We start from the raw sequence: 24,911 nt of genomic DNA on the forward strand, positions 1-24,911 counted from the left end.
ACATGCTAGCGCGTGGCGTCAGCGCTGGACCGATCTGTTGGAGAGGCGCGACAACCCCCAAAGCACGATCAGCGTCGCCACACCCAGGATCATCGTCAGCGTTGCGGCATCGAAGATGGCGCCACGATCCGAGAGCGCGAAGATATTGACCGGCAAGGTGACCCAGCCCGGCGGATAGATCATCACGGTCGCTCCCAGCTCGCCCATCGACAGCGCAAAGCTGAGGCTGAAGGCAGCGACGAGATAGGGCATCAGCAGCGGAAGCGTGATCCGGCGCAGCCGATAGAACGGACGGGCGCCGAGGCTTTCGGCGATCTGCTCGCATTCGACGGGCAGGCGTGCAAGGCCGGCGGAGACATTGCCGTAGGTGAATGCCGAGATCAGCACGAAATGCGCGATCAGCACGATCAGCCGCGTTCCGTTCAACAATAGCGGAGGCTGGCTGAAGGCGACGAGCAGGCCAAGGCCGATGGAGACCGACGGAACGGCACTCGGAATGAAGAAGACGAGATCGAGGATGCGCTTGCGCAAAGGGTTCAGTTTCCGCAAAGCCAAAGCCGCCCATGTGCCGCTGATGAGGGCTGCAACGCTGGCGATGGCTCCCGTGGCGATGCTGGCTTTCAGGCTGTCAAAGGAATCGCTCCTGAAGGCATTGGCATAGTGAACCAGCGTTAGCTTTGTCGGAAGAATATCGTTCCATTGGCCGCTGATGCTTGCCAAGGCAATGACCGCGATTGGCAATCCATAAACGATGATAAACAGCGGGATGGCGACGCCCCAGACCAGCATCCGCCCCGATTTAGACCACACCAGCACGATTGCCCCCGAAATGGGCGATCACGGCCCGATAGAGACTGTAGAGACCAAGCGACAGCACGACGTTCACCACCGCGATAACACAGGCGGTCGTATAATCGAATTCCTGGATCGCCTTGGCGTAAACGAGGACGGGCAACGTTATGACGCCCTTGGCGCCGATGAACAGCACGATGCCGAATTCGTTGACCGTCAGCAGCAGGCAGAGGCTGCCGCCGGCGATCAGAGCAGGCATGGCGGCCGGGAGGATCACCTGCCGCACGATACGCCACGGCTTTGCGCCGAGGCTGCTGGCAACTTCGATCTGCGCCTGGTCGATCTGCGAAAAAGTCGCCAGCAGCGGCCGCATGACGAAGGGCGTATAGACAGTTGTTTCCGCCAGGATCACGCCCCACTGCGAATAGAGAAAGTCGAGCGGCGGCAGGTCGACATGCATCAACCGCATCAGGCTTTCGTTCACGAGACCCGCCGAGCCATAGATGAAGGTGAAGGCAAGCGTCACGAGAAAGGTCGGCAAGGCGATAAACGTATCGATCAGCCGCCCGCAGAACTTCGCACCCGGAAAAGGAACGAAGGCGATCACCAGCGAGAAGATGAAGCCGAGCACAAGACACCCCGCCGTCGAGCCGAGCGCGATGACGATCGTATGCTGAAGTCCGTCAAGAAACTCGCGGGACGACAATACCTCGGCAAATGCCGCAAGCGACACAGTGCCGGGATCCCCAAGCGATTGCCTGACGATCAGCCCCAGCGGATAGAAGAACAATACAGCGAGGACCAGAAGCGGCGGCACCGTCCAGAAGCGGTCCCAGCGCGGCTTGGGCGCAAGTGTTGCTGCGGCGACATCAGCCATTGCGGCCGTCCTCCGGCACCAATGTCACGTCGGCGGAATTGAGGTGGAGCGTCAGCATGGACCCGAGAGACGGCGGCGCACTCATCGGCGCGGAGGACATTCTGACCTCCTGCCCTGCCACTTCGAGCGTGACGTTGTGCGTGTCGCCCTGCCATTGGACGCTGCGCACGACGCCGGTCAGCCTATTGCTCTCGCCCTCAGCGGCATCCAGCCGAAAATCATGCGGCCTTGCGCAAAGCAGGCAATCGCTTCCCATCGGCAGACGATGATGGTTGCGTGCCACCAGCACCTGATCGCCGAACCTCACCTGCGCCCGTTGGTCGTCAAGCGGCTGCAGGCCCTTGACTTCGAGGAGGTTGGCGCGCCCAAGAAACTCGGCGGCAAAGCGGTTGGGCGGATAGCGGAATAGGGACTGGGCATCGCCGAACGCCTTCAGCTTTCCATCGCGCATGATACCGATATGGTTGGCGAGCGTCAGCGCCTCTGACTGATCGTGGGTCACATAAAGCACGGTGAGCGACGGCAGCTCGCGATGCAGCCTTGCGAGCTCGTCGACCATCGAGCGACGGATCTGCGCATCGAGCGCCGAAAGCGGCTCATCGAGAAGCAGCACCTGTGGCCGGATGGCAATGGCGCGGGCGATGGCGACACGCTGCTGCTGGCCGCCGGAAAGCTCACGCGGATAACGCTTCGCGTAATTGGCCATTCCGACCATCGCGAGCGCTTCGGGAACACGGGCGCGAATAATCTCCTCCGGCGCGCGGCGAGCCCGCAATCCGAAAGCGACATTTTCCTCGACCCGCATATGCGGAAACAGCGCGTAGTTCTGCACGACCATGCCGATGTCGCGGTCATACGGCGCGAGATTGGTGACATCCCTGTCGCCGATCATGATCCGGCCGCCGGATGGACGCACGAAACCGGCCACAGCTCTGAGAGCCGTGGTTTTTCCCGAGCCAGACGGGCCGATCAGGGCGACGATCTCACCGGGGCTGACCGTGAGGTTCAGCGAGTCGAGAACCGTGAGGCCGCCATAGGCAACCGAGACATTCTCGAAGGTGATACGCTTGGCGGCTGCGGCCGACGACGATGTCGTCGGCCGGCCGTTTTCGGATAGCTTTGCGTTTGCTATCGACATCAGTTGCTCGCGATCGCCTTGCCGTAGGCATCGACGTCCTGCTTCAGGTCGGCAAGCACCTTGGTCCAGTCCGGCGACCAGATTTCGATACCTTCCATGATGGCGTGAAGCTTGGCGAAGTTCTCGTCGGTCGGATGAACGTCGGTGCGAACCGGCAAGCCCTGAGCGACGGCGCTGACATCCTTCTGGGCGTCTTCGCTGAGCAGGAAGTCGATCAGCTTCTTACCGTTGTCCGAATGCGGCGCGCTGGAAACAAGCGCAATGTAATAGGGAAGCGGGAACGCGGTCTTCTTGCCATCCGGGCCTGCGGGGAAGAAGATCTTGATGTTCGGATTGTCAGCCTGCTGCGCCAGGTTCATCTGCAGATCGCCGTTGGCGACATAGAGCTCACCCTTGTTGACCAGCGCGGTCAGCTTGCCGGTCGAGGCGGACGGGCCGAGATTGTTGACCTGAAGCTTCTTCAGATAATCGAGGCCGGAATCCTTGCCGCCAAAGGCGTGGAATGCCTGGAGCATCAAGGCAGTGCCATCGCCTGCCTGGCCGGGCGTGGAATACTGGATCTTCTGCTTGAACTTCGGATCGAGCAGGTCCTGATATGTCGCCGGCGGCGTCTTCAGCACCGAGCTGTTGTAGATGAAGTTCGGGTAATTGTTGATCATCGCGACATAGAGGCCCTTCGGGTCCTTGTCGCGCGCGTCGATCTTGTCGGCGCCGGCTGGCGTATAGGCATCGAGCAGGCCTTCGCTGGCTGCCTTCTGCACGAAGGGCGGCAGGGTAACGAGAACGTCTGCCTGGGTATTGGACTTTTCCTTCGACAGTCGGTCGACGACCCCGCTCGAGCCTGCTTCAACGTACTGAACCTTGATGCCGGTCGCCTTGGTGAAGGCTTCGAATTCGTTACCGTACCAGCTCGGCGTGCCGTCATGCAGGCCATCGGCGCTGTAGATCGTCACGACATTATCCGCCGCCATTGCCGGCAGCGCGACCGAAGCAAGCAAGCCCGCAATCGCAAAAATGGATTTGGTTTTCATGATATTTCCTTTGCTCAATGACCTGACCCAGCCGGCATGGAGTGGGTTAATGTGAAACGGTGCGAGCAAATTCATAGCCAATGACTATTTCATTTATATGACAATAGTCATTGGCTATAATTTTAATAAGGTAATCTTAGCGCTTATTTTGTCTTGGATAGAGGTATGCAGGTGAGCGTTGAAGCCGCGTCAAACGCCAAGCCATCAGCGTCTTCTATGATGAAGCGCGTGTTGCGCTCGCTCCATGTCAGTTTACGAACTGACGGCGCGTCGACAGAAGTCAGTGACCGTACCAGCAAGCTTTTGCCGGTCGACCGATGGTCCGTCGGCCAGACAGTCATCCACCGCGCCATGCATCGCATTGAACAGCATGACAGCCGTCAGCCGTGCATCAACGAACGAGAATGCGCCGGCATCACGGCCTTCCAGCAGGAAGGATGTCAGGCGGGTTACGATCGGGTTGGCCCGCTTCATGCCGCGCTTGGCGGGGTGGAATTGCTGGAAAACCAGATCGTGCAGCGGGACCGCGTCAAGATAGCCGAACACGCAGGTCTCCATCCAGACATCAAACCGGTACATCCAGCTGCCGGTAGCGGCCGCTGCATTGGCCGCATCAACCTTCTGGCAAAACTGTTCGATAAACCGGATCTTCAAACCGGCAAGCACATCATCCTTGGTCTGGAAATGGAGGTAGAAAGTGCCCTTTGCGACGTCGGCGGCTTCAACGATTTCCGCAACGCTGGTGGCGGCGAAGCCCTTTTCCAGAAACAGGTGCTGGGCAGCATCCATCAATTCCTCGCGACGGATTTCCGGCGGCTTGGTGCGCGGGCGCTGGCGGTCTGCGACGGTCACGGGGTCTCCTTGTTCACAGGCTGTCGATAGCAAGGCCGGCCGGCTTAAGAACGGACCGACATAACCATTCTGCCGCGTGCAGGCCTTTCTCGAAGATTTCTAACGGCATATCGAGCGGAAGACGAGCAAGACTTTGCCGTGCAGCATCAGTTATTGCCTCGGGAACGACGACGGCGACCCCGAGTAGCGATCGATGAAGAGTATCTCCAGCATCCTCGACCCGTTGCGCCACCATCCGCAGCATTGCAGCATCACCAAAAAACAGGGGCTCGCAAGCCGCAATCAACAGGAGCGCAAACGGCTGCTTGCGCTGCAACCAATCCTCGACCCGATCAAGGCCCGATTGGATGGCTTCGGCATCCAACGGAGCTTCCGCAACCAGAATGGCAAGCGGCCAATGGGTCTCATCGCAATCCGGTACCATCGATGGGCACACCCTCATGACGGCGCGCGCATCGCGGTGAGGCTTCGCAGAACACTGCCCATATGCACCGGCATTCCGACGGTGGCCGAAACGGAAGCGAGCCACATGGTTGCCTCGTTCACATCGTCGAATATCTGCGCGGGAACACCGAACATCTTTTCGGCATTCATTCGGCTCATCTCTTCCAGGGCCGCCGGCGGCACGACGGTCGCCATGCCGATGACAAGCTGCCTGATTCGATCACCATTGGATTGAAGCCAGACCTTGGCCTCCTTCGCACCGCCGTCAGGACGCTTGAGCGCTTCACTATCGGTGAAGACTCGCAGGGTGGAGAAGGTTTCGCCACGGTCGAGCCAGGCCGTCCAATCGGACAGGAAGTCGAGTTGCTCCTTGAGCGACATGGAGCCTTGGGCAGCGGAAAGCACGAGTGGCCAATGCGTAAGATCGTGGCGGATCATGACAAGGATTCCTCCTATGCGAAATAGGAATGACGGCTGCGGCGCGAACTGTTCATGAGGCTCCTGCCCCACGCAGACGACCGTTCTTCATACCGATATAACAACACGGCAAATATATGACTGACCGTCGGTCATTTGTAAAGGCGAGTGATTTCACTCCGTAAACCTCCCTGCCGAAAAGCCCGATTTTCTGGATAGGCCACGCAAATCTACGCGGTGAATGGCCATGAAGCCATTCCGCGAAACTGCCTGTGAAACCAGACAGGACGGCTATTGACCTTTTCACCCATAAATATAATCTGCGTATATGCAAACTGCTCGCCATATGCGAGCCATCGTAGAAATGACCGGAGGGAGATCCGGTGAGGACGGAGGCGGCCTCGAGCGGCATTGTGCCACTTGGGGATTTCACCGTTCGGGAGGAGTGACATGACGGACGACAATCCGGCGGTGCAGAGCGCCGTGCGCAAGGCAACCATTCGCCTTTTGCCCTTTCTGGGCCTGATGCTGATCCTGAATTTCCTCGATCGCTCCAACGTCGGCTTTGCAAAAACGGCCTATCAGGCCGATACCGGTCTTTCTGATGCGGCATATGCCTTCGGCGCCGGCATTCTCTATCTCGGCTACGCGACATTCGAAGTACCGAGCAACCTGATCATGCAGCGTGTCGGCGCCCGCCTCTGGCTGAGCCGCATCATGATCACCTGGGGGATTGTCTCGGCCTGCATGGTCTTTGCCCACACCGCAACGACCTATTACATCGTGCGCTTCATGCTTGGCGTCTGCGAAGCCGGGTTCTATCCAGGCGTCCTGCTCTATCTGACCTACTGGTTCCCTGCCAAGCAACGGGCGCGCGCCACCGGTCTGTTCTATCTCGGCATACCTCTATCGCTGGTGATCGGTGCCCCGCTTTCCGGCTGGCTGCTCACCCACCACGACGTGCTCGGTCTCACCAACTGGCAATGGATGTTCGCTGTCGAAGGGCTGGCGGCGACGGTTGTCGGTATTTTCGCGCTCTTCTTCCTGACGAGCCGTCCGAACGAAGCGAAGTGGCTGACGACGGAAGAGAAGAACGCGCTGATTGGCGTCATCGAGGCGGAAGAACGCGGCAAGCTCTCCGAGGTCAAGCATTCCGTCTTCAGCGTGCTGAAGGATTGGCGCGTTCTGGCCTTTATCGGCATCTACCTCTTCATCCAAGTCGGCGTCGGTCCCATTACCTTCTACCTGCCAGCACGGTTGGCACAGGCAATGGGTGGCGGCATCAATACCTGGGTCGGCGTCCTGCTCGGCCTTCCCTGGTTCTGCGCGCTCATCGCGACGCGTGTCTTCACCGTCTATGCCGATAAGCACGACAATCACCGCATTGTCTGCATCTCGATGCTGACGATCGGCACGCTTGCGCTTGCGACGATCGGGTTGACGATGAACCCCTGGGTCATGGTCATCGCCGCCTGCATCGCGGTTCCGGGGCTAGCCTCCTCGCAGCCTGTCTTCTGGAGCCTGCCGACCCGCTATCTGGGCGGCGTCGGCGCGGCAAGCGGCATTGCCTTCATCGTCTCGCTCGGCAATCTCGGCAGCTTTGCCTCACCGCAGATCAAGGCCTATGTCGATGCGGCCACCGGGAACGGCGATGTCGGATTCTATATCCTCGCCGGCTGCTGCTTCCTGTCGGTCGTGCTCCTGATCGCGCTCGGCTCGCATCGCCGCTGGATCGTCGATGCCGAACCGGCTCCCCGCGCCAGCCGTATGCACTGAAAGGATCGCATCGTCGAGAATGTGACGCGTCCGCCATTGACAGGTTGCATCGTCAGGTTCTTGAGTTGGGACGGCAGCCGTTGCGCATGGCAACGGAGCCGTCTCATCTTCAACTTCGTCGGAGTTGAATGCGGAAGTGTAGGAAACCGATGATCAGCTTTGGTGTTTTGACAACCTATTTTATCGTCGTGCTGGGGCTGATGCTTATTCCTGGGCCAGCCACGCTGTTGACATTGGCTCGGTCTGTCAGCGGCGGCAGGCGTGTTGGCCTGGCGACAGGCCTTGGCATCGCCTCCGGCGATCTCTTCCATACGATCATGGCGACGTTTGGCTTGTCGGCATTGTTGGCCACATCGGCATTGGCGTTCGAGATCGTCAAATATGCCGGCGTCATCTATCTGATCTATCTCGGCTTCAAGGCCTTCATCGAGAAGACCGAGAGCCTGGACATGCCGGCCGCGCAGGCCATTACCGCCCAACGCGCTTTTCGGCAGGGGTTCTTTACCGAGATACTGAACCCGAAGACCGCCCTGTTTTTCCTGGCGTTCCTGCCACAGTTCATCCACCCGGAAAGCGGCTCCGTCATTGCGCAATTCGCCGTGCTCGGCGCTATCTTCGTCGGGCTCAGCATATGCGTGACGTCGCTTCTGGCTGTTGGAGCCGGTTCGATCGGCGGCTGGCTGCGCCGCAACCGCAGCGTCGGCCGGTGGCAGGGGAAGGTCGTCGGCACGATTTACGTGGCGCTCGGCCTCAGGCTCGCCCTCCAGCAACAGTAGGCCTGTTCAACTGTTGTCATTCCGCAGGCTGTCTGGCTGGATCTGCTGACGGGCGATTTCACGCGGGGCGTAGCCAAAGGCGCGCTTGAACATCGACGTGAAGGCGGCGGGATTCTTATAGCCGAGATCCAGCGCGATCGTGGTGACCGCCGTGCCTGCGACCAGCCGCGGAAGTGCCGCATGCAGACAGGCTTGCTGGCGCCACTCGACGAAGCTCAACCCAGTTTCCAGACGAAACATCCGGGTAAATGCGCGCCGGCTCATGCTCATCCGGTCTGCCCATGCGTCGATGGTGTCATGCGCGGTGGGATGCAGGAGGAAATCCTGGCACCTCTGGGCGAGCACCGGATTGTTCGGCAATGGCAGGGAAAGCGGCAGCGGCTTCAGCCGTGCCAATTCGTGCAGAAGAAGCGCCATCAGCGCCCCTGAGCGGTCGTTCGGATCGTATTCCACCGGAATATCGACAGCCTCGGCGATCAGCGCCCGCAACAAGGGCGATATCTCCACAACCTGACAATGATCCGGCATGTTCTCGATGGCATGAGGTTCGATATAGACGCTGCGCATGCTGACATTGCCCAGCATGCGAACGCTGTGAACGACGCCCGGAGGAATCCACATGCCTCGTTCGGGCGGCATGACCAGGGTACCGTTCGGGGTCGTCGCCAGCACCACGCCGGAAAAGCCATAGAGCAACTGCGCGCGGCGATGCTGATGCGGGGCGACGCGGTGCCCATCCTTGTACTCGTTGCCGAGCGCCACCAACGGCCGCTCGACATCGATGAAAGGATCAATTCGGCTGTTCCTGACCATTTTGGCCCAGTCTCGTAACAGTTACGCCTAATCGCGGTGGCGGGCGATTTGTTCTTTCAATATCAGCGCGACAGACGAATTGAAAGCGAGTGCCATGAGCCAGGTCATGAACGCGCCCCGCGCGGCAACCACCATATATCCGATCCTGATGGTCGCCAGCCTCGGCCATTTCATCAACGACGTCACCCAATCCTTGCTGCCGGCGAGCTATCCGGTCCTGAAGGCCGGTTTTGAGCTAAGCTTTGCTCAGCTTGGACTGCTCACATTCGTTTACCAGATTACCGCATCGCTCCTGCAGCCATTCGTCGGATGGTATACAGACGGCAAGCCGCAGCCCTATTCCCTTCCCTTCGGAATGGCCTGCAGTTGCGCAGGCATGCTGACCTTGGGCTTCGCACCAAGCTATTCGGTTCTGGTCATGGGTGCGGTGCTGCTCGGATTTGGCTCTTCGATCTTCCACCCCGAGGCATCGCGCATCGCGCGACTGGCATCGGGCGGCAAGCATGGCTTTGCACAATCGGTGTTTCAGGTCGGCGGCAATTTCGGCACGTCGCTCGGGCCGTTGCTGGCCGCCTTCTTCATCCTGCCGCACGGGCAGCGTGGCATGGCCTTCCTCGCCGTGCTCGCCTTCGTCGGCATTCTCATTCTCGGCGGTCTCGGCCGTTGGTACCAGATGAACGGACAAAGCCTTCGCGCTCCGGCCAAGTCGGGCAGAAAGCACAAGGCCCTGACCCTGTCGCGCACGCGTGTCGGCATTGCCATCGCCGTGCTGATCGCGCTGATCTTCTCGAAGTATTTCTACCTCGCGAGCTTCACCAGCTACTATAATTTCTACCTGATGGACCGGTTCGGGCTTTCCGAACGCTCGGCGCAGCTCTGCCAGTTCGTATTCTTTGCCGCCGTCGCCTTCGGCACCATGATCGGCGGCCCGGTGGGCGACCGTATCGGCCGCAAGAAGGTCATCTGGGGTTCCATCCTCGGCATCTTGCCGTTCACGATCATCCTGCCGCATGCGAGCCTCGAGATCACCGTCATCCTCAGCGCGATCATCGGCACCGTCATCGCGTCGGCATTTTCGGCAATCGTCGTCTATGCACAGGAGTTGATGCCCGGCCGCGTCGGCATGGTCTCGGGTCTGTTCTTCGGCTTCGCCTTCGGCATGGGCGGCATCGGGGCCGCGGCACTCGGCGCACTGGCCGACCGCACAAGCATCGAATTCGTGTTCGAACTTTGCGCGTTCCTGCCACTGATCGGGCTTTTGACCATCCTGCTGCCGAACGTCGAGGATTGAGGACGGGCATCGCCCGGTCCGGTGCCTCAGTCGCGTCGCTTGACGATCCGCAAATTCATTTCGGAGCGCAGGCGAAAGCCGAGTGCCGTATAGAGCGCGATCGCCGAGGTGTTGCCGATATAGGCATGCAGGTAGACCGTCTCGTCTCTGGCGGAAATTTCGCCGGCGACAAACCGGAACAACAGCTTGCCGAGGCCACGCCCCTGGAAATCCGGATGCGTGCAGAGACCGCTGAGCTCGGCAAAGCCGGTCTGCCGCATGCGCTGGCCGCCCATAGCAATGAGGCGGCCGTCCATCTTGATGCCCCAGAAAGTACCGAGGCTCTGGGCGCGCAGGGTAAACGGGCCGGGCTTGGTGAGAGTTGCCAGGGCAAGCATATCCTCAGCATCAGCCTCCGTCAGTGGTTCGATGCGGCTGTCTGAAATTCGCTCATAAGGCCGCTCGGCAATCATCTGCACGAGGGTGGCTTTCGTGACGGCAGTCAATCCCTCCGGGAGCACGACGGGCGCGGCCTCGACAAGAGCCATCACTTCGCCCGCCGCAGGCAGACTTTGCAGCGCTTCAAGGCTCTCTTTGGAATTGTCGGCGCAGGCGGCAAAGGGGACGATAGAGGGCGGATAGCGCCTTGCCCACTCGCCGCCTTCGGCCAATGCCGCATGACCGCTTTGAAGGGCACTCCAGACGGGGCGATCAAGGAGGTGTTTCATTGCTTCTGTTCCTTTTGGAAATTTCCCCGGCGGGCAAGTGGAGCTTCGGCCAGACCTTCTTCGATCACGGCAAGCTGCTGCAGGATCGGCCCCGACATATCACCGCAAAGCTCGGCCACCGCCTGCTCGATGCGGGGCCAGACCGATTGCTTCGAATAAGCGACGATATCCTGCCCCTTCGGCGTCAGCGAGATCAGCCTTCGGCGCTGATCCTCCGCCGAGGCCTGCATGTCGACATAGCCGAGTTCCAGAAGCTGGGAGATCGTGCGCGTAGCACCCGGCTGGGTGATGCCGACGGCCTGGGCAAGTTCGCCTATCGTGAGTGGGCCGTTGCCGTCGATCGCCGCGAGGAACGGATATTGGGCCGACTGAATGGAAACACCGAGTTCCTCGATGATCTGCTGGGTATCGGCCTGAAGCCGCTCGCCAATCCGGCGGAAGCGGCTGCCGAGACAGAGTAAGCCGAGCGATTTCACGATATCCTCTACCAAGGAAGCCTCCTGGTACCAATTATATAACAAGTTATATAATTGCTTATGCAATTGCCGTCAAGCGCACTTCCGATTGGCTGTGACCGCACCACCTTCTCGACGAAATCGAGATGCCGACGCGCCCTTTAGACCATGCAGCCGCGTCTACAGCCCGCGGCTTGCCTTGTCGCCAGCCAAAGCAATTGTCGTCTCAAACAATATTCTGGCCCCGATTTCGATATTCTCGTCAGCGACGAATTCGGCCTCGTTGTGGCTTATGCCACCCCGGCACGGAACGAATATCATCGCCGTCGGTGCGACGCGGCTCAGGAAGAGCGCATCATGAAATGCGCCCGAGACCATCCGCATGCTGGCAACGCCAAGCCCTTCACATGCATTCTCAATCGCCGCGACAACGGTCGCATCGAATTTGCCTGGCGCCATGTCAAACCGCTTTTCGATGTGCACATCGCTCATATGACGGGCGGCAGCCGCGCGGCATTCAGCCTCGACCCGGGCCTCGATGGATGCCAGCACATCCTCTTCCGGATGACGGATATCGACGGTCAGCGTCACCTTGCTTGGGATGACATTGATGGAACTCGGCTCCACGGCCATGCGCCCGACCGTTAATCGCGCCAGAGGATCAGCCGGCATGATTGCCTCCTGCAATCGAGTGATCGCTTCTGCCGCCGCTGCCATCGGATCCCTGCGAAACTCGAGCGGCGTGGTACCCGCATGAGCAGCCTCACCCATGAAGGAGATTTCGAGCCATTTGGTCCCCTGCACGCCGGTGACGACACCGATCGGTATCTCCTCTCGTTCGAGAATTGGCCCTTGCTCGATATGGACTTCGACGAAGGCGGAGACGGAATGGCCGGCCGGGCGCACCTCGGCCTGCGGCAATGCGCTCAGCGTTGCCGCCAGCTCATCGCCCAGTCTCGCGCCATCCGCGCCACGCATCTCACGCCAATTGAACAAATCACCGGCACCGACGAAGGCCATCGAGCCCATGCAGCCCGGAAAGAAGCGACTGCCTTCTTCATTGGTCCAGGAGACCACTTCGATAGCCCGCTCCGTCACCGCGCCCGCGTCTTCCAGCGTCTCCAACACCTCGAAGGCGGATAGCGTGCCGAGCGCACCATCGAACCTGCCGCCGGTCGGCTGGCTGTCGAGATGACTGCCGATCAGGACAGGCGCAAGCGAGGGATCGCGCCCCTCGCGCCGGATGAAGAGATTGGCGACCTCATCCTGATAGACTTGAAATCCGCGTGCAAAAGCAAGCTCCGCAAGCAGACGACGCGCTGCCCTATCTTCCGGGCTCAGCGCCTGCCGATTGACGCCTCCGGCCCGGGTGGCGCCAATGGCCGCAAAATCGGCGATGCGCTGCAACAATCTCCGCGCATCGATCATCGGCTTGCCATTCATCGGCGAATGCCTGCCACGAAATCCTTCACGCGCTGCGGATCGACCGCATTCCACCAGACGCCATCATGCTTCAACGAGCTTGCGACGATCACACCATCGGCCACCGACAGGATGTCGTTGACATTGTCTGGCGTAACGCCGCTGCCGACGAGCGTCGGCAGGCCCGATGCCCGCTTGATCATGTCGATATAACCAATATCCGCCGCGTGCCCCGTCCGCTGGCCGGTCGCGATGACCACATCCGCATCGAAGAAGACGATATCCTTGACTTGCTCTTCGACCGGCCGGTCGGCGACGATGGCATGAGCCCCGTGCTTCACATGCGCATCGGCGAAGATGCGGATGCCACGGGCATTCAGGTGCGCACGGTAACGCATGGCGCGCGCCGCCGCGCCCTCGATAAAGCCCTCGTTGGCGACATAGGCATTGGCCCATTGGTTCACACGCACGAAACCGGCCCCGGCAGCACTGGCAATCGCCAATGCGGGAATGGCGGCATTGGCAAGGACATTGATGCCGATCGGGCGACCGAGCTCGCGTCTGATACGATCGGAAATGACGGACATATAGGCCGATGTCTCGTGACCGATATCGTCTGGCTTCGAAAAGGGAATGTCGCCATGATTTTCGATGATCACGGCGTCGCAGCCACCGGCAAGATAACCGCGCGCATCATCGAGGCCGCGCTGGTAGACCAGCTCGATATCCTCGCCCGAGTAGCGCGGTGCGCCCGGCAGCGGCGCCAGATGAACGACGCCAATGATGGCCTTGTCGCGGCCGAAGAGATCGATGAGCGCATTGCCCGTTGTCTGGCCGATTGGCTTTGCTGTTCCAGTCATGTGTTTTCCAATTCTGATATCTTCAAGAGTTCTGAGAATTCCGTCCTTGTGGGATAGGCGGCGAGTGTCCCAAGACGGCTGACGGCCATGGCCGCAGCCTTCGTCGCTACCGCTGCGGCCTGGCCGAGATTCTTTCCCTGCGCCAGCAAGCCGGCAACCGTGCCGGCAAAACAATCGCCGGCGCCACTGGTATCGACAACCACCGTCTTTTGCGCCGGCAGCCGGAGCAGGCCGGCATCTTTCGCATCGAGGATCAAGCTCCCCTCGCCTGCGAGCGTAATGATGACGCCTGCAGCCCCCATCTCCGCGAGCATGCGTGCCGCTTGCTCAGGATCGGCAAGATCAGTCAGTGCCAAAGCTTCGCCCTGATTGACAATGACGAGATCAACATCGGTGAGGTCGCTGACCTGCCGCTCCGGCAGCGGGCTCGGATTGAGCACCGTCATAAGACCCGACCGCTTGGCATGATGCAGGCAGGCAGCCGTCACGTCCCAGGGCAGATTGCCCTGCAGCAAAAGGATTTCACCCACCTGCCATCTCGCCTGCAGATCCGTCTGCGATAGGGGATCAAAGGCGCGGGCACACTCGACAGCGCTGACGATGGAATTCTCGCCGTCTTCGTCGAGCAGGATCGTTGATCGATCGGTCGGATAGGCAAGGCGGATCAGCTGGCCTGTATCGAGATCGGCCTGCAACATCCGGACCAACCTGTCCGCCAGTTCGTCATTCCCGATTGCGGACCACAGACAAACATCCGCGCCGCTTCGCGCTGCCGCGACCGCCTGGTTGGCGCCCTTGCCCCCAAGTCCCTCGATCGTTGTCAGCGCATTGAGCGTTTCGCCCGGCCGCGGCAGGCGCGGCAGGCGAAAGCTCGTATCGAGGCAGACATTGCCGACGACATGAAGGCGCATGGCGTCAATCTTTCGTCGTTGCCCAAGCCAGCATCTGCTCGAACAGGGTTTTGTAGCCGTTCCAGGCGATGAACTCCGGCGGCAGCCAATGCGGACCGACATCCGAAGTCCAGACAAGCGTCCGGCCTGAGCCATATGTGCCGGTCACCAGCAGCGGCAGCGAGCCATATTCGCCCGACACCGTCGCCAACACGTCCGCGCCCGGCTTGACCGTCACTTCGTTGAAGCCGAGCAGATATGGCCAATCGCCGCCCAGGCCTTTGAGGACCGGATGCGTCGCATCGCCGGTGACAACAGGCGTAAAGCCTTCGGGAACCTCGACGCGGTCGTCCACCGCCATGCAGGCCACCGGAAGCACATCCTCGACTGGCGTCTTGCGATAGCGGGCGCCGCCATTGATGCCCTGGAAGCTGTAATAGCCGCCGAACATCAGCAGCGCACCGCCCTTCGCCACGTAATCGCGCAGGAGTTTCAGCCGGTTCGGGGTCCGCCTGGAGTGGATCCAGGTATCTGGATGCAGCAGCAGCGTGTTGGCGCCGATATCCGAGAGAACGATCGCCGAATATTCGTCAAGCGCCTCCGCCGTCAGCGGAAAGTCGCGCTGGGCCTCGTGCGCCGGCATAAAGGTGACGTCAAAAGCACTGTCCTTCAGCGCCTTAAGCAGCTCATCGGCGCCCGTATGATAGGTGACCGTCGGAAACTGGTCGAAACCCTTGATGTGGGTCGCGGTGGAAATCCATGATTCGCCCGCGAGGAGAACCTTTTTCTTGCTCATGTCTGCTCCTTGTCTGCACCAGCGGCCGTCAGGCCGAGGCGGAAAATACCGATTGGGGATTGGAGATCAGCATCCGGTCGATCGCCTGCTGATCGACGCCGAGGCGTTTCAGCCGCGGCAGGAAATGCTTGAGAATGTAACCGTAGCCGAAGCCGCCGTAGCGGGTCAGCATCATCTTGAGAAAAACGTCCTGCGACAGCAGCAGCCGGTCGGCGAAACCCATGTCGACAAGCGTGCCGATCGCTCGGGCATTTTCCTCGTCGGAAGGCGACTGGGCGTCCTGATCGGCATAATAATAATCCATGCCGATCATGTCGTATTCCAGGAAGGCGCCGCGCTCGGCGAGGCTCATCTGGTACCGGAGATCGTTGTGACTGGGGTTCATGTGGCAAAGGACGGTGTGGCGCAGATCCGCACCCTCTTCTTCCACTATGTCGAGCACCCGATGGGCAAGGCGCTCCCAACCCGGCAGGTGGATCGACAGCGGCAGCCCCGTCAGCCGTGATGCCCTCGCCGACGCCCGCAGCGACTTCTGCTCCTCGGCGGTAAAATCCTTGCTGACGCCGACTTCACCGATGATGCCGGCCATGATCTCCGGTTGCGTTTCGCCACCGCCGACATCATTGACGATGAAGGCCGTGACCTCATCGATATCCATATCCTTCAGCCATTCGGGATGGGTATGCTCGAGATAGAACCCCGTCCCCATGATGATCTTCAGGCCGGAGAGGCGGGCGATGCGGCGCATCTGTTCGGCATCGCGGCCTATGCCGAAATTGGTGGTTTCCACCACCGTATGGCCGCCGAGCGACTGGAAACGGCCGAGTTCGGCGAGCGCCAGATCCGCATCATCAAGAGAGACGTTGTCGCGGTTCATGTAAGGGTTCATTCGCAGATCGCCGATGATCTCGATACCGAGCGGCTGTTCGGCAATCGCTCGCTCATCTGGATGGCAAGGGCACTTCCACGTTCGGGCGCCATCGAGGAAGATATGCTCGTGCATCAAGGTCACGCCCATCTCGGACACCGGGATCGGCCCCAATACCGTCATGGCGCATCCCGTCTGCACGCCGATGGCGTGACGTGTCTTTGCGGTCTCGGGAAAGAGATGTTCCAGCATCGCTCAACGGCTCCTGACCGCGCCCTTGAACAGGCGGAAGTTGAGCCAGATCGCCACAAGGATGATCACACCGGTCACGATCGGCGTGAAGAAGGGCGACATGTGCGACAGGATGAGCCCATTGGCGATGACGGCCACGGTAAGTGCGCCAAGCACCGTGCCGACGACCGACCCGCGTCCGCCAAACAGACTGGTGCCGCCAAGCACCACGGCCGCGATGACATCGAGTTCAAAACCCTGGCCGGAATTGGACGAGCCCGATCCCAATCGCGCCGCGAGAATGACGCCGGCGATGGAAGCGGCAACACCGGAGATCACATAGACAAACAGCGTCACCCCACGCGTATTGACGCCGGCACGTCGTACCGCCTCGGCATTGGCGCCGATGCCCGTGACATAGCGGCCAAAGGGCGTCTCGTTGAAGGCGACATAGGCTGCGGCCAGGACGACGACCGCAATCAGCGCCGGCGCGGGAATGCCGAAGAACCACGCCTGGCCGATGGCCGTGAACGGGCTTTCCGGAGCGACGGGGATGGAATAGCCGCCAGTAATGAGGAGCGCCAACCCACGGATGACGGAGAGCCCGGCAAGCGTGACGATGAAGGCCGGAATACGCTCATAGGCGATGAAATAGCCCTGGATCAGACCGGTTGTCGCACCGAGAAGCAGCATCAGCAACACCGTTAGCGGCCAGGGAATGCCGGCCTGCAGGCATGCGGCCGAAAGCGTTGCGGCCAGAGCCAGCACCGAGCCTACGGAGAGGTCGATCCCGCCCGTGGTGATGACAAAGGTCATCGCCGCGGCGACGATCAGGAGCGGCGCCGACTGCCTGACGACGTTCAGCAAATTCGGTGCTGTCAGGAAGACATTGGTGAAGAGCGAAAAGAAGATGCAGACGGCAATGAAGAACAGCGCGATCGACACGATGCCGCCATTGGCCATGGCCTTGTCGTAGAGGCGCGCCTTGCGCATGCGGGTCGACTGGCCAGTTTGGGCATGAGAAGAGGTCATGGTCATGCGGAAACGCCTCGATCTGGAGATGGGCCGGCGGAGCGCGCGGCGAACTTGCGGCCGACGATCAGGTTGACGACCTCTTCGATATTGGTGTCTTCGATCCGGCGTTCGGCGACATTCTGGCCCTCATACATCACCTGAATACGGTCGCAGACCAGGAACAGGTCCTGCAGGCGATGGGTGATCAGGATGACGCTGACGCCGCGAGCGCTGACGGTGCGAATGAGTTCGAGAACGGCCTCGACCTCGGCGACGGCCAGAGCCGCCGTCGGTTCATCCATGATCAACACCGATGGGTTGAATGAGGCGGCACGGCCGATCGCGATCGACTGGCGCTGACCGCCCGACAGATTTTCTACCTTCAGCCTGGTATCGGGAATGACGATGCCGAGACCTTCAAGCATGTGGCGGGCGCGCTCATGCATCGTCTTCTTGTCCAGCATGGGAATGCCGGCAAGCTTCCATCTGGGCTCGCGCCCAAGAAAGAGATTGCCTGCCACATCGACCGAGTCACACAGGGACAGATCCTGATAGACCATCTCGACATGCGCCGCGCGTGCATCGGCCGGCGAGGCGAAGGAAACAGGTTTGCCATCGATCTCGATCGTTCCCGAATCCGGGATAACCGCGCCGGACAGCACCTTGCTCAAGGTGGACTTGCCGGCGCCATTGTCGCCGACCAGGCCTAAAACCTCACCCGGTTTCAAGGTCAACGATACATTCTCCAGCGACTGCATCGTGCCATAGCGTTTGGAAATACCGGTCATTCTGACGCGGTAGGTATCAGCATTTGTCATCTCGGTGCTGCCTTGCGGAAATGGCTTAAGCCATAATGCCATAACGTCACGGCCGAGACGATCGGCCATGACGTGACGAGGGGTCCGGGTTACTTGAACATGCCCCGAAACTTGTCGACATTTTCCTTGGTGACGATGGTCACCGGCACGTTGATGATCGGGTCGATCTTTTCGCCCTTCTTGACCTTGACCAGGGCTTCGACCGCAGCCTTGCCCTCGCCGGCCGGATCCTGCTGGATCACGGCGGTGACCCAACCCTGGTCGATGCCTTCGACCGCCTGCTTGGTGAGATCCCAGCCAAATACTTTGACGCTGCCGGTCTTGCCCTGGCTGGTCACGGCGGCGACGGCGCCGAGCAATGCCGGTTCGCCGGTTGCGTAGAGGGTCGTCATGTCAGGATTGGCGGTAATGAGGTTTTCAGCGGCGCTCAGCGCCACATCCTGGACATTCTGGCCATCGACCGTATCGAGGAAAGTGACCTTCTGTTCGCCGGCCTTCACGGCCGCCTTGAAACCATCGAGACGCTGGTTCTGGATGAAGGAGTTGAGCGCGCCGACGACGCCGATCTTGGCGCTGCCGCTCAGCTTGTCCTTGACGTAATCGGAGTAAAACTTGCCGATCTCTCCGCCGGCCTTGGTATTGTCGACGCCGACGAAGGCGATATTGTCGCCATTCGGAATTTGCGCATCGATGGCAATAACCGGGATGCCAGCCTTCTTGGCAGCCGTGATTGCCGGCTTGACGCCATTGACGTCGATGGCGACCAGGATAATGCCATCGACCTTCTGGGTAATGTAGTTCTCGATCGCGTCATTCTGCGCGCTCGGAACGTTGTTGGCATTGAAGATAACGAGATCGACGCCGGCCTTCTTGGCCGCTTCCTTGGCGCCGTCATTGATCTGGTTGAAGAACAGGGCCTGCTGGTTGATGGTCACCAATGCCAGCGTATCGGCCATGGCCGACCTTGCATTGAACCCGAGGGCTACGGTTGCGACGACAGCGCAGCCGAAGACATAGTTTGTAAGACGCATGATAGTTCCCCTTTTTTAATTGCAGGGGCATTATTCAAGTTACTTGAATTTCTGTCAAGTGACTTGAATTTTCAATTTTGCTCATTCAACACGTACTAGAAAAACTTGCGGGCCATGCACTCAGAAAGTCGCGGGCGTATTGACCCAGAAGATGCTTGCCCTTTCGCTCCCGACATTGCGATACCAGTGCGGAAGCTCGGAATTGAAGACGAAACTATCGCCGACCGCCAGCCGAAAGGTGCGTTCGCCGACCATCAGTTCGACTTCTCCGGCAAGCACATAGCCCACCTCTTCGCCGATATGCTGGATAGGCCCGGCGCTTTGACCGCCCGCCTCGATGTGGTGGATATTGCATTGGAGGAGATGGCCGGGCGAATAGGGAATGATCCGCTCCAGCGAAATACCTTCACCCCTGCGCAACGGATCGAGCCCGATCAGCGGCCGGGTGCCCGAACGAAAGACGATGCCCTCCTCGCCATCGGCTTCCTCGAACATCCAGCCTATGTTGGTGCCGAGCGCGCCGACCAGCCTGTGGAGCATCGGAAGGGACGGAGAGGCTTTGCCATTTTCGATCTTGGACAGCAGGCTTTCGGAACAATCGGCGGCCAGGGACAGAGCCTTCAGCGTCAATCCTCGCGTCTGTCGGGCGAGCTTCAGCCGACCGCCGAGGCGCGCTGGATTGGCAAGAATCTTGTCCTCGCCGTTGTCGCCGGATTTCCGTGGGGGCTCGATCATATTCATGGTTTCGATATCGCATTGTTGGAGGATGAAGCTTAGCGCCTCCCCATCCCCGATGTCTAGGCAGCGATCAGAGCGTGCCCGGCAGCCGCTCAAGTTCGAGCGTTTGCGGCAAACAGGACCGGTCCGCAAAAGGGGGTTCGCCCCTCGTAATGGAACGCTCTTACGTCCGGCCCTGCATTTCCCGCAGGCCGCACCTGCAAGAGGCGGCGCTTTTGCTCGCCGATTGCGGCGAGAGATAGGCTGTCTATAAAGAATATTAAGTCGTCGGCGATTGCGCGGGAGAATCGGCTATCCGACGCGAATGCGAACAATTGCTGGAAACGAGGGTCACCAGACTCCCCTTATCCCGTGTATTCGATAGGCTGGGCGGATGAAGCCGGACGCACGAAAAATCCCTCGCTCGACGATTCGGACAGAGCGTCTTCTTTTTGCGTCCGACCTCGGCCGGCGATGCGGAGCGAGCATTCGGGATCCAAAGCGATTGGGATGTGACCCGCATGCTCAACACCTCCTTTCCTCCGAGCCAGCGGGAAATTGAGCGCTGGTTCTCAAGTCACGAGAATGAGTGGGAGGCGGGCACAGCCTATCGCTTTGCCATTGAACACCACGAACAAATGGTCGGAGTTGTCGATGTCGATGAAATTCTAAACGGCGAAGGGAGCCTGGGCTATTGGTTGGAAAGATCAAGCTGGGGCAAGGGCTTTGCATTCGAGGCGGCTCAGGCTCTGATCCGCTTTGTCTTTTATGAGGTCGGCCTATCGAAACTTACATCGGGTCATGCATCCGATAATCCCATGTCTGGGCTAGTGTTGACAAAGCTCGGCTTCACGCGAGTCGAGAACACGGACGTTTTCTTACGCTCCCGAAGCGAAACGGTTCTCAAACACTGCTACGCACTCCTTCGCGGCTGCTGAAGTGGGTACCCCACTCTCCGAAATGCCCGGTGGCGGCGCCATCGCGGACCTTCCCATCGATCATGATCACATCCTGAAAAAGGATCATCGACGCACAGACGGTGCGCTCAACACATGTTGCATTAAATCAACAGTCAGCTTTTCCGTCCCCGAAGGCGGCCAACATGAATTTACAAACAACCTGAATGTATATACCTTTACGTTCAAGATCATGCTTAGCTTGCGATCTGGTGGGGTTATTTCAGCCGCAAGCTGACGAGGTCTTTTAGGGGTGGGGACGATACAGACGGTCAATTGCTGATGCATTGCCTGGCTTGCCTTATGTTCAAAAGAGGCGTGTCCGGGATCACGTATTATACCCGCTCCTTGGGATATGAGGTCAATCAAAACCAGGAGTTTATAATGAACATCAAGAGCCTTCTTCTCGGCTCCGCTGCTGCGCTGGCAGCAGTTTCCGGTGCTCACGCGGCTGACGCGATCGTTGCTGCCGAGCCGGAGCCGCTGGAATACGTTCGCATTTGCGACGCCTACGGCGCAGGCTACTTCTTCATTCCAGGCACTGAAACCTGCCTCAAGATCGGCGGCATGGTCCGTACCGAAGGCAAGTGGTACGACGCCTACAACGCCAACAGCCACAACGGCACGCTGTGGCACACCCGCGCTCAGCTGGCCCTCGACACCGCGACCGACACCGAATACGGCCCGCTGAAGACCAACACGGTTATCCGTTGGGATTGGCAGGAAGGCAACAGCACCAGCACCAAGCTGCTCTGGGCCAACATCAGCCTCGGTGGCTTCCTCGTCGGTAAGGCTGACTCCCAGTACAACTACTACATGGGCTATGCCGGCGACGTCATCAACGATGACGTGATCTATGACGGCCCGTACGAGCTCAACCAGTTGACCTACAACTACGACGCCGGCAACGGCTTCACCGCTGTGGTCTCGCTCGAAGACAGCAACTCCAGCGGCTCGGGCGCTGCTTACGGCGCAAGCTGGGCAACGGACGACAAGGCCAACCACTACGCTCCTGACGTTGTTGCCGGTGCTGGCTTCAAGTCCGGCGCATGGGGCTTCAAGGTCGTTGGCGGTTACGACTCGATCAAGTCGGAAGGCGCAATCAAGGCTCGTGTCGATGCCGACTTCGGCGTCTTCTCGGCCTTCTTGATGGGCGGCTGGAACACCGATGGCGACAACCTGAACAAGTATGCCGGTACCAACCTGGCACGCTCTTCTTGCCCGGCAAACGACGCATCGAAGTGCGGCTGGGGTGACTGGGCAGTTTGGGGCGGCGTTGGCGTTCCGATCAACGAAAAGCTGAAGTGGAACCTCCAGCTCGCCTACACCGACTCCAAGATCTTCGCCGCTACGACGAACGTCAAGTGGAACCCGGTTAAGAACCTGCTCATCGAGCCGGAACTGTCCTACACCAACTTCGATTCTGTGAACCAGGATCAGTGGGCCGGTATCCTGCGCTTCCAGCGCAGCTTCTAATACCAGTTATCTGGTCTACCTGGGACCGGATATGAGAAGCCCGATGTACCGATCCATCGGGCTTCTCACAACGATCGGTTGACCTCCGATCAAAGACGGAAGGATCCGGTTTCCCTCCGGATCCTTCTGAGTTCAAGACAATCAATTTCAAGACCTGCAGCCCTCACCGCTGGCAACCGCGGAACATGCTCCTAAACCGCGATAGGATCATCGGGCAATAAGCTCCTCAGTGAAATTTTATTCATAATACTCAATAGCTTGCCGAATTTTTAGATGAGCGGCGGCGCCATATTTCCGGCCTATTCATATTAGAACATTTCGCTATGGATTTGCTCCAGCATCGGCAGTGGATCAGGCGGGACTGCGTCGGATTATCAATGATCTATAGAGGCCGGCATTGAGCGCATGTGCGGGCATTCGCAATTCCCGTTGACAATTGCTAAGACGCACTTATTATTAGGGTGCTGAATTTGATTGACCTCCAATCCAGCAAAGAGCGGCCCAGTTATTTCCCTAGACTGGACCGCTTTTGCTTTTATGGAATATCGTCGATCGATGCCTGAGCCTCACCCATCCCGGCAATATCAGCTTCTCAACCCATGCCCTGATTGCTGCCCGGCTGCTCGATTGGCGCCTCAACTGGGGTACGAGCGCTGTGAAATGAAACGATGGTAGCAATAGGCCGCGCCGACGATCAAAATCGTTCCGGCGAGCATGGGGGTGACCAGAAACGGCCAGGATGCGCCGGCCGCGATCACAACGATCGGATCGGCGCCGGCCGGCGGATGCAGCGTCTCGGTTGCTTGCATGGCCGCGATCGCAAGACCGACGGCGAGCGCAAACGACAGGGGATGCGCACCCAACAGCGCAAACGCCGCGACGCCGATGAAGGCCGAGATGAGGTGGCCGCCGATGACATTCTTCGGCTGTGCGAGCGGGCTCTGCGGCAAGGCGAAGACCAAAACGCAGCTCGCGCCGAATGGCGCCACCAGAAGGAATACGCCGAGGGTCGCGCTGAGCTGCGACAGAATATAGATCACCAGAAAACCGCCGAAGCCCGACACCAGTGCCGTGCGCACGCGGCGGCCGATGCGCATGCCCCAGCTCGGCTCCGAAAGACTGTTGATTTCGGTCATGTGTCGTCTCGATTGTTCGCAGGCGGAATGAGGGAGCGTCGCGCAAGCCGCCACGCTCCGCGGTTGTGTCAGCTGCGCTTGAACTTGGCGGCTTCTTCCGAGCCGCCGGTCGCATTGCCCGCGCTGTAGGAATGCGCGCCGGTTCCGGCGAGCTTGCCGCCATCGACGATCAGATATTCATCGCGGATCGGACGGCCCTCGAAGAAGCATTCGAGGATTTCCCGCGTGCCGGCGGCATAGCGGGTCTGGGCCGAAAGCGAGGTGCCGGAAATATGCGGCGTCATGCCATGATGCGGCATGGTGCGCCACGGATGATCCTTCGGTGCCGGCTGCGGGAACCAGACGTCACCGGCATAGCCGGCAAGCTGGCCGCTCTCGAGAGCGCAGGCAATCGCATCGCGGTCGCACAGCTTGCCGCGCGCCGTGTTGACGAGATAGGCGCCACGCTTGAAGCGCTTCAGCGTCTCGTCGTTGATCATGTGCTCGGTCTCGGGATGAAGCGGGCAATTGAGGGTGACGACATCGCAGACTTCGTACATCTCCTCGCGCGTGGCATGCCACGTCAGACCCAGTTCCTTCTCGACCGCCTCGGGCAGGCGATGACGATCGGTATAATGCAGATGCATGTCGAAGGGCTTCAGCCGCTTCAGCACAGCAAGACCGATACGGCCGGCAGCGACCGTGCCGACATGCATGCCTTCGACGTCATAGGACCGCGCGACGCAGTCGGCGATATTCCAGCCGCCTTTCACCACCCATTGATAGGATGGGATGTAGTTGCGCACCAGGCCGAGGATCATCATGACGACATGTTCGGCCACGCTGATCGAATTGCAGTAGGTGACTTCGGCAACCGTGACGCCGCGGTCGATGGCCGCCTGCAGATCGACATGGTCGGAACCGATGCCGGCGGTCAATGCGAGCTTCAGGTTCTTCGCCTTGGCAATGCGCTCGGCCGTCAGATAGGCCGGCCAGAAGGGCTGCGAGATGACGACATCCGCGTCGACGATTTCTCGTTCCAGAACGGAATCTGGGCCATCCTTGTCGGAGGTGACAACGAAAGTGTGGCCATTCTCTTCGAGATATTTGCGCAGGCCCAACTCGCCGGAGACGCTGCCAAGCAGGGTGCCGGGCTTGAAGTCGGTGGCCTTTGGCGTCGGCAGGGTCTGGCCGCCGGGATAGTGTTCGATTTTCGGCAGATCATCGCGGGCGTAGGATTTGGGATAACCGTCGATAGGATCGTCGTAAAGAACGCAAACTACTTTTGCCATGTTCGTTTCCTCAGCTGCGACAGCAGGAAACACCCCGGAAACGCGTGAGCGCACGC

26 protein-coding genes are annotated in these 24,911 nt (G+C 59.7%); 5 read left to right on the forward strand and 21 right to left on the reverse strand.

Annotated features, from left to right (window positions below):
* Window positions 1-18: 18 nt before the first annotated feature.
* The 7 genes from ACQZ6F_RS25685 to ACQZ6F_RS25715 form a co-directional block, all read right to left on the reverse strand.
* Window positions 19-816: an ABC transporter permease subunit gene (locus tag ACQZ6F_RS25685; RefSeq protein WP_077467409.1), complete on the reverse strand. Its 798-nt coding sequence runs from the start codon at window positions 814-816 to the stop codon at window positions 19-21.
* Window positions 800-1,669, reverse strand: a complete 870-nt coding sequence (locus ACQZ6F_RS25690; protein ID WP_077467410.1) for a 2-aminoethylphosphonate ABC transporter permease subunit — start codon at window positions 1,667-1,669, stop codon at window positions 800-802. The genes ACQZ6F_RS25685 and ACQZ6F_RS25690 overlap by 17 nt, the downstream gene beginning before the upstream one ends.
* Window positions 1,662-2,807, reverse strand: coding sequence for an ABC transporter ATP-binding protein (locus tag ACQZ6F_RS25695; RefSeq protein WP_449094568.1), 1,146 nt, complete (start codon window positions 2,805-2,807; stop codon window positions 1,662-1,664). Before ACQZ6F_RS25695 ends, ACQZ6F_RS25690 begins: the two co-directional genes overlap by 8 nt.
* Window positions 2,807-3,838 (reverse strand): 2-aminoethylphosphonate ABC transporter substrate-binding protein, encoded by a 1,032-nt coding sequence (locus tag ACQZ6F_RS25700; protein WP_449094569.1) that lies wholly within the window; start codon window positions 3,836-3,838, stop codon window positions 2,807-2,809. The genes ACQZ6F_RS25695 and ACQZ6F_RS25700 overlap by 1 nt, the downstream gene beginning before the upstream one ends.
* A gap of 252 nt (window positions 3,839-4,090) precedes the next feature.
* On the reverse strand, window positions 4,091-4,690 hold the full coding sequence (locus ACQZ6F_RS25705; RefSeq protein ID WP_449094570.1) for a TetR/AcrR family transcriptional regulator: 600 nt from the start codon (window positions 4,688-4,690) through the stop codon (window positions 4,091-4,093).
* A 13-nt stretch (window positions 4,691-4,703) separates the two neighbouring features.
* Window positions 4,704-5,054 carry a hypothetical protein gene (locus tag ACQZ6F_RS25710; protein ID WP_449094571.1) on the reverse strand — a complete coding sequence of 117 codons (351 nt, stop codon included), beginning with the start codon at window positions 5,052-5,054 and terminating at the stop codon, window positions 4,704-4,706.
* Between the two features lie 74 nt (window positions 5,055-5,128).
* The gene (locus tag ACQZ6F_RS25715; protein WP_449094572.1) at window positions 5,129-5,572 is read right to left on the reverse strand and encodes a hypothetical protein; all 444 of its coding nucleotides are present in this window, start codon (window positions 5,570-5,572) and stop codon (window positions 5,129-5,131) included.
* A 429-nt stretch (window positions 5,573-6,001) separates the two neighbouring features.
* Here ACQZ6F_RS25715 and ACQZ6F_RS25720 point away from each other — a divergent pair, with 429 nt between their 5' ends.
* Complete coding sequence (locus tag ACQZ6F_RS25720; RefSeq protein WP_077467416.1) at window positions 6,002-7,327, forward strand: MFS transporter; 1,326 nt, start codon at window positions 6,002-6,004, stop codon at window positions 7,325-7,327.
* A gap of 149 nt (window positions 7,328-7,476) precedes the next feature.
* Entirely contained in the window at window positions 7,477-8,103 is a 627-nt protein-coding gene (locus ACQZ6F_RS25725) for a LysE family translocator (protein ID WP_449094573.1), read from the forward strand.
* Between the two features lie 6 nt (window positions 8,104-8,109).
* On the opposite strand, the gene ACQZ6F_RS25730 is transcribed toward ACQZ6F_RS25725, so the two are convergent.
* Window positions 8,110-8,916 (reverse strand): AraC family transcriptional regulator, encoded by an 807-nt coding sequence (locus ACQZ6F_RS25730; protein ID WP_077467417.1) that lies wholly within the window; start codon window positions 8,914-8,916, stop codon window positions 8,110-8,112.
* Between the two features lie 79 nt (window positions 8,917-8,995).
* On the opposite strand from ACQZ6F_RS25730, the gene ACQZ6F_RS25735 reads away from it, so the two are divergent.
* On the forward strand, window positions 8,996-10,207 hold the full coding sequence (locus ACQZ6F_RS25735; protein WP_449094574.1) for an MFS transporter: 1,212 nt from the start codon (window positions 8,996-8,998) through the stop codon (window positions 10,205-10,207).
* 26 nt (window positions 10,208-10,233) lie between these two features.
* Here ACQZ6F_RS25735 and ACQZ6F_RS25740 read toward each other — a convergent pair whose 3' ends face one another.
* The 11 genes from ACQZ6F_RS25740 to ACQZ6F_RS25790 form a co-directional block, all read right to left on the reverse strand.
* On the reverse strand, window positions 10,234-10,914 hold the full coding sequence (locus tag ACQZ6F_RS25740; protein WP_449094575.1) for a GNAT family N-acetyltransferase: 681 nt from the start codon (window positions 10,912-10,914) through the stop codon (window positions 10,234-10,236).
* Window positions 10,911-11,405 carry a MarR family winged helix-turn-helix transcriptional regulator gene (locus ACQZ6F_RS25745; RefSeq protein WP_449094576.1) on the reverse strand — a complete coding sequence of 165 codons (495 nt, stop codon included), beginning with the start codon at window positions 11,403-11,405 and terminating at the stop codon, window positions 10,911-10,913. Before ACQZ6F_RS25745 ends, ACQZ6F_RS25740 begins: the two co-directional genes overlap by 4 nt.
* A gap of 144 nt (window positions 11,406-11,549) precedes the next feature.
* A complete protein-coding gene (locus ACQZ6F_RS25750) occupies window positions 11,550-12,812 on the reverse strand; it encodes a Zn-dependent hydrolase (RefSeq protein ID WP_449094577.1) in 1,263 nt (420 codons plus the stop codon).
* Window positions 12,809-13,651: a BtpA/SgcQ family protein gene (locus ACQZ6F_RS25755; RefSeq protein WP_449094578.1), complete on the reverse strand. Its 843-nt coding sequence runs from the start codon at window positions 13,649-13,651 to the stop codon at window positions 12,809-12,811. The genes ACQZ6F_RS25750 and ACQZ6F_RS25755 overlap by 4 nt, the downstream gene beginning before the upstream one ends.
* Window positions 13,648-14,562: a ribokinase gene (locus tag ACQZ6F_RS25760; RefSeq protein ID WP_449094579.1), complete on the reverse strand. Its 915-nt coding sequence runs from the start codon at window positions 14,560-14,562 to the stop codon at window positions 13,648-13,650. Before ACQZ6F_RS25760 ends, ACQZ6F_RS25755 begins: the two co-directional genes overlap by 4 nt.
* 4 nt (window positions 14,563-14,566) lie before the next feature.
* Entirely contained in the window at window positions 14,567-15,337 is a 771-nt protein-coding gene (locus tag ACQZ6F_RS25765) for a glutamine amidotransferase (protein ID WP_449094580.1), read from the reverse strand.
* 28 nt (window positions 15,338-15,365) lie between these two features.
* A complete protein-coding gene (locus tag ACQZ6F_RS25770; protein ID WP_449094581.1) occupies window positions 15,366-16,457 on the reverse strand; it encodes a phosphotriesterase family protein in 1,092 nt (363 codons plus the stop codon).
* A gap of 3 nt (window positions 16,458-16,460) precedes the next feature.
* Entirely contained in the window at window positions 16,461-17,468 is a 1,008-nt protein-coding gene (locus ACQZ6F_RS25775) for an ABC transporter permease (RefSeq protein WP_246662799.1), read from the reverse strand.
* Window positions 17,469-17,470: 2 nt separating this feature from the next.
* The gene (locus tag ACQZ6F_RS25780) at window positions 17,471-18,268 is read right to left on the reverse strand and encodes an ATP-binding cassette domain-containing protein (protein WP_449094582.1); all 798 of its coding nucleotides are present in this window, start codon (window positions 18,266-18,268) and stop codon (window positions 17,471-17,473) included.
* Window positions 18,269-18,357: 89 nt separating this feature from the next.
* Entirely contained in the window at window positions 18,358-19,299 is a 942-nt protein-coding gene (locus ACQZ6F_RS25785) for an ABC transporter substrate-binding protein (protein ID WP_068399354.1), read from the reverse strand.
* A 120-nt stretch (window positions 19,300-19,419) separates the two neighbouring features.
* Complete coding sequence (locus ACQZ6F_RS25790) at window positions 19,420-20,034, reverse strand: cupin domain-containing protein (RefSeq protein ID WP_449094798.1); 615 nt, start codon at window positions 20,032-20,034, stop codon at window positions 19,420-19,422.
* Between the two features lie 434 nt (window positions 20,035-20,468).
* On the opposite strand from ACQZ6F_RS25790, the gene ACQZ6F_RS25795 reads away from it, so the two are divergent.
* Complete coding sequence (locus ACQZ6F_RS25795; RefSeq protein WP_449094583.1) at window positions 20,469-20,954, forward strand: GNAT family N-acetyltransferase; 486 nt, start codon at window positions 20,469-20,471, stop codon at window positions 20,952-20,954.
* A gap of 402 nt (window positions 20,955-21,356) precedes the next feature.
* Window positions 21,357-22,448: a porin gene (locus tag ACQZ6F_RS25800; RefSeq protein WP_449094584.1), complete on the forward strand. Its 1,092-nt coding sequence runs from the start codon at window positions 21,357-21,359 to the stop codon at window positions 22,446-22,448.
* 635 nt (window positions 22,449-23,083) lie between these two features.
* Here ACQZ6F_RS25800 and ACQZ6F_RS25805 read toward each other — a convergent pair.
* Both ACQZ6F_RS25805 and ACQZ6F_RS25810 read right to left on the reverse strand, forming a co-directional pair.
* A complete protein-coding gene (locus ACQZ6F_RS25805; RefSeq protein WP_449094585.1) occupies window positions 23,084-23,584 on the reverse strand; it encodes an HPP family protein in 501 nt (166 codons plus the stop codon).
* Window positions 23,585-23,652: 68 nt separating this feature from the next.
* Window positions 23,653-24,855, reverse strand: coding sequence for an NAD-dependent formate dehydrogenase (locus ACQZ6F_RS25810; RefSeq protein WP_449094586.1), 1,203 nt, complete (start codon window positions 24,853-24,855; stop codon window positions 23,653-23,655).
* Window positions 24,856-24,911: the final 56 nt, after the last annotated feature.

The sequence above is a fragment of the Rhizobium sp. A22-96 genome, assembly GCF_053521805.1.

Excerpts from the sequence above, each read along its gene's own strand:
- ACQZ6F_RS25690 (WP_077467410.1), bottom strand. The coding sequence starts at position 1,669 with ATGGCTGATGTCGCCGCAGCAACACTTGCGCCCAAGCCGCGCTGGGAC.
- ACQZ6F_RS25695 (WP_449094568.1), bottom strand. The coding sequence starts at position 2,807 with ATGTCGATAGCAAACGCAAAGCTATCCGAAAACGGCCGGCCGACGACA.
- ACQZ6F_RS25700 (WP_449094569.1), bottom strand. The coding sequence starts at position 3,838 with ATGAAAACCAAATCCATTTTTGCGATTGCGGGCTTGCTTGCTTCGGTC.
- ACQZ6F_RS25715 (WP_449094572.1), bottom strand. The coding sequence starts at position 5,572 with ATGATCCGCCACGATCTTACGCATTGGCCACTCGTGCTTTCCGCTGCC.
- ACQZ6F_RS25720 (WP_077467416.1), top strand. The coding sequence starts at position 6,002 with ATGACGGACGACAATCCGGCGGTGCAGAGCGCCGTGCGCAAGGCAACC.
- ACQZ6F_RS25725 (WP_449094573.1), top strand. The coding sequence starts at position 7,477 with ATGATCAGCTTTGGTGTTTTGACAACCTATTTTATCGTCGTGCTGGGG.
- ACQZ6F_RS25730 (WP_077467417.1), bottom strand. The coding sequence starts at position 8,916 with ATGGTCAGGAACAGCCGAATTGATCCTTTCATCGATGTCGAGCGGCCG.
- ACQZ6F_RS25740 (WP_449094575.1), bottom strand. The coding sequence starts at position 10,914 with ATGAAACACCTCCTTGATCGCCCCGTCTGGAGTGCCCTTCAAAGCGGT.
- ACQZ6F_RS25750 (WP_449094577.1), bottom strand. The coding sequence starts at position 12,812 with ATGAATGGCAAGCCGATGATCGATGCGCGGAGATTGTTGCAGCGCATC.
- ACQZ6F_RS25755 (WP_449094578.1), bottom strand. The coding sequence starts at position 13,651 with ATGACTGGAACAGCAAAGCCAATCGGCCAGACAACGGGCAATGCGCTC.
- ACQZ6F_RS25760 (WP_449094579.1), bottom strand. The coding sequence starts at position 14,562 with ATGCGCCTTCATGTCGTCGGCAATGTCTGCCTCGATACGAGCTTTCGC.
- ACQZ6F_RS25765 (WP_449094580.1), bottom strand. The coding sequence starts at position 15,337 with ATGAGCAAGAAAAAGGTTCTCCTCGCGGGCGAATCATGGATTTCCACC.
- ACQZ6F_RS25770 (WP_449094581.1), bottom strand. The coding sequence starts at position 16,457 with ATGCTGGAACATCTCTTTCCCGAGACCGCAAAGACACGTCACGCCATC.
- ACQZ6F_RS25775 (WP_246662799.1), bottom strand. The coding sequence starts at position 17,468 with ATGACCTCTTCTCATGCCCAAACTGGCCAGTCGACCCGCATGCGCAAG.
- ACQZ6F_RS25780 (WP_449094582.1), bottom strand. The coding sequence starts at position 18,268 with ATGACAAATGCTGATACCTACCGCGTCAGAATGACCGGTATTTCCAAA.
- ACQZ6F_RS25785 (WP_068399354.1), bottom strand. The coding sequence starts at position 19,299 with ATGCGTCTTACAAACTATGTCTTCGGCTGCGCTGTCGTCGCAACCGTA.
- ACQZ6F_RS25790 (WP_449094798.1), bottom strand. The coding sequence starts at position 20,034 with ATGATCGAGCCCCCACGGAAATCCGGCGACAACGGCGAGGACAAGATT.
- ACQZ6F_RS25800 (WP_449094584.1), top strand. The coding sequence starts at position 21,357 with ATGAACATCAAGAGCCTTCTTCTCGGCTCCGCTGCTGCGCTGGCAGCA.
- ACQZ6F_RS25805 (WP_449094585.1), bottom strand. The coding sequence starts at position 23,584 with ATGACCGAAATCAACAGTCTTTCGGAGCCGAGCTGGGGCATGCGCATC.
- ACQZ6F_RS25810 (WP_449094586.1), bottom strand. The coding sequence starts at position 24,855 with ATGGCAAAAGTAGTTTGCGTTCTTTACGACGATCCTATCGACGGTTAT.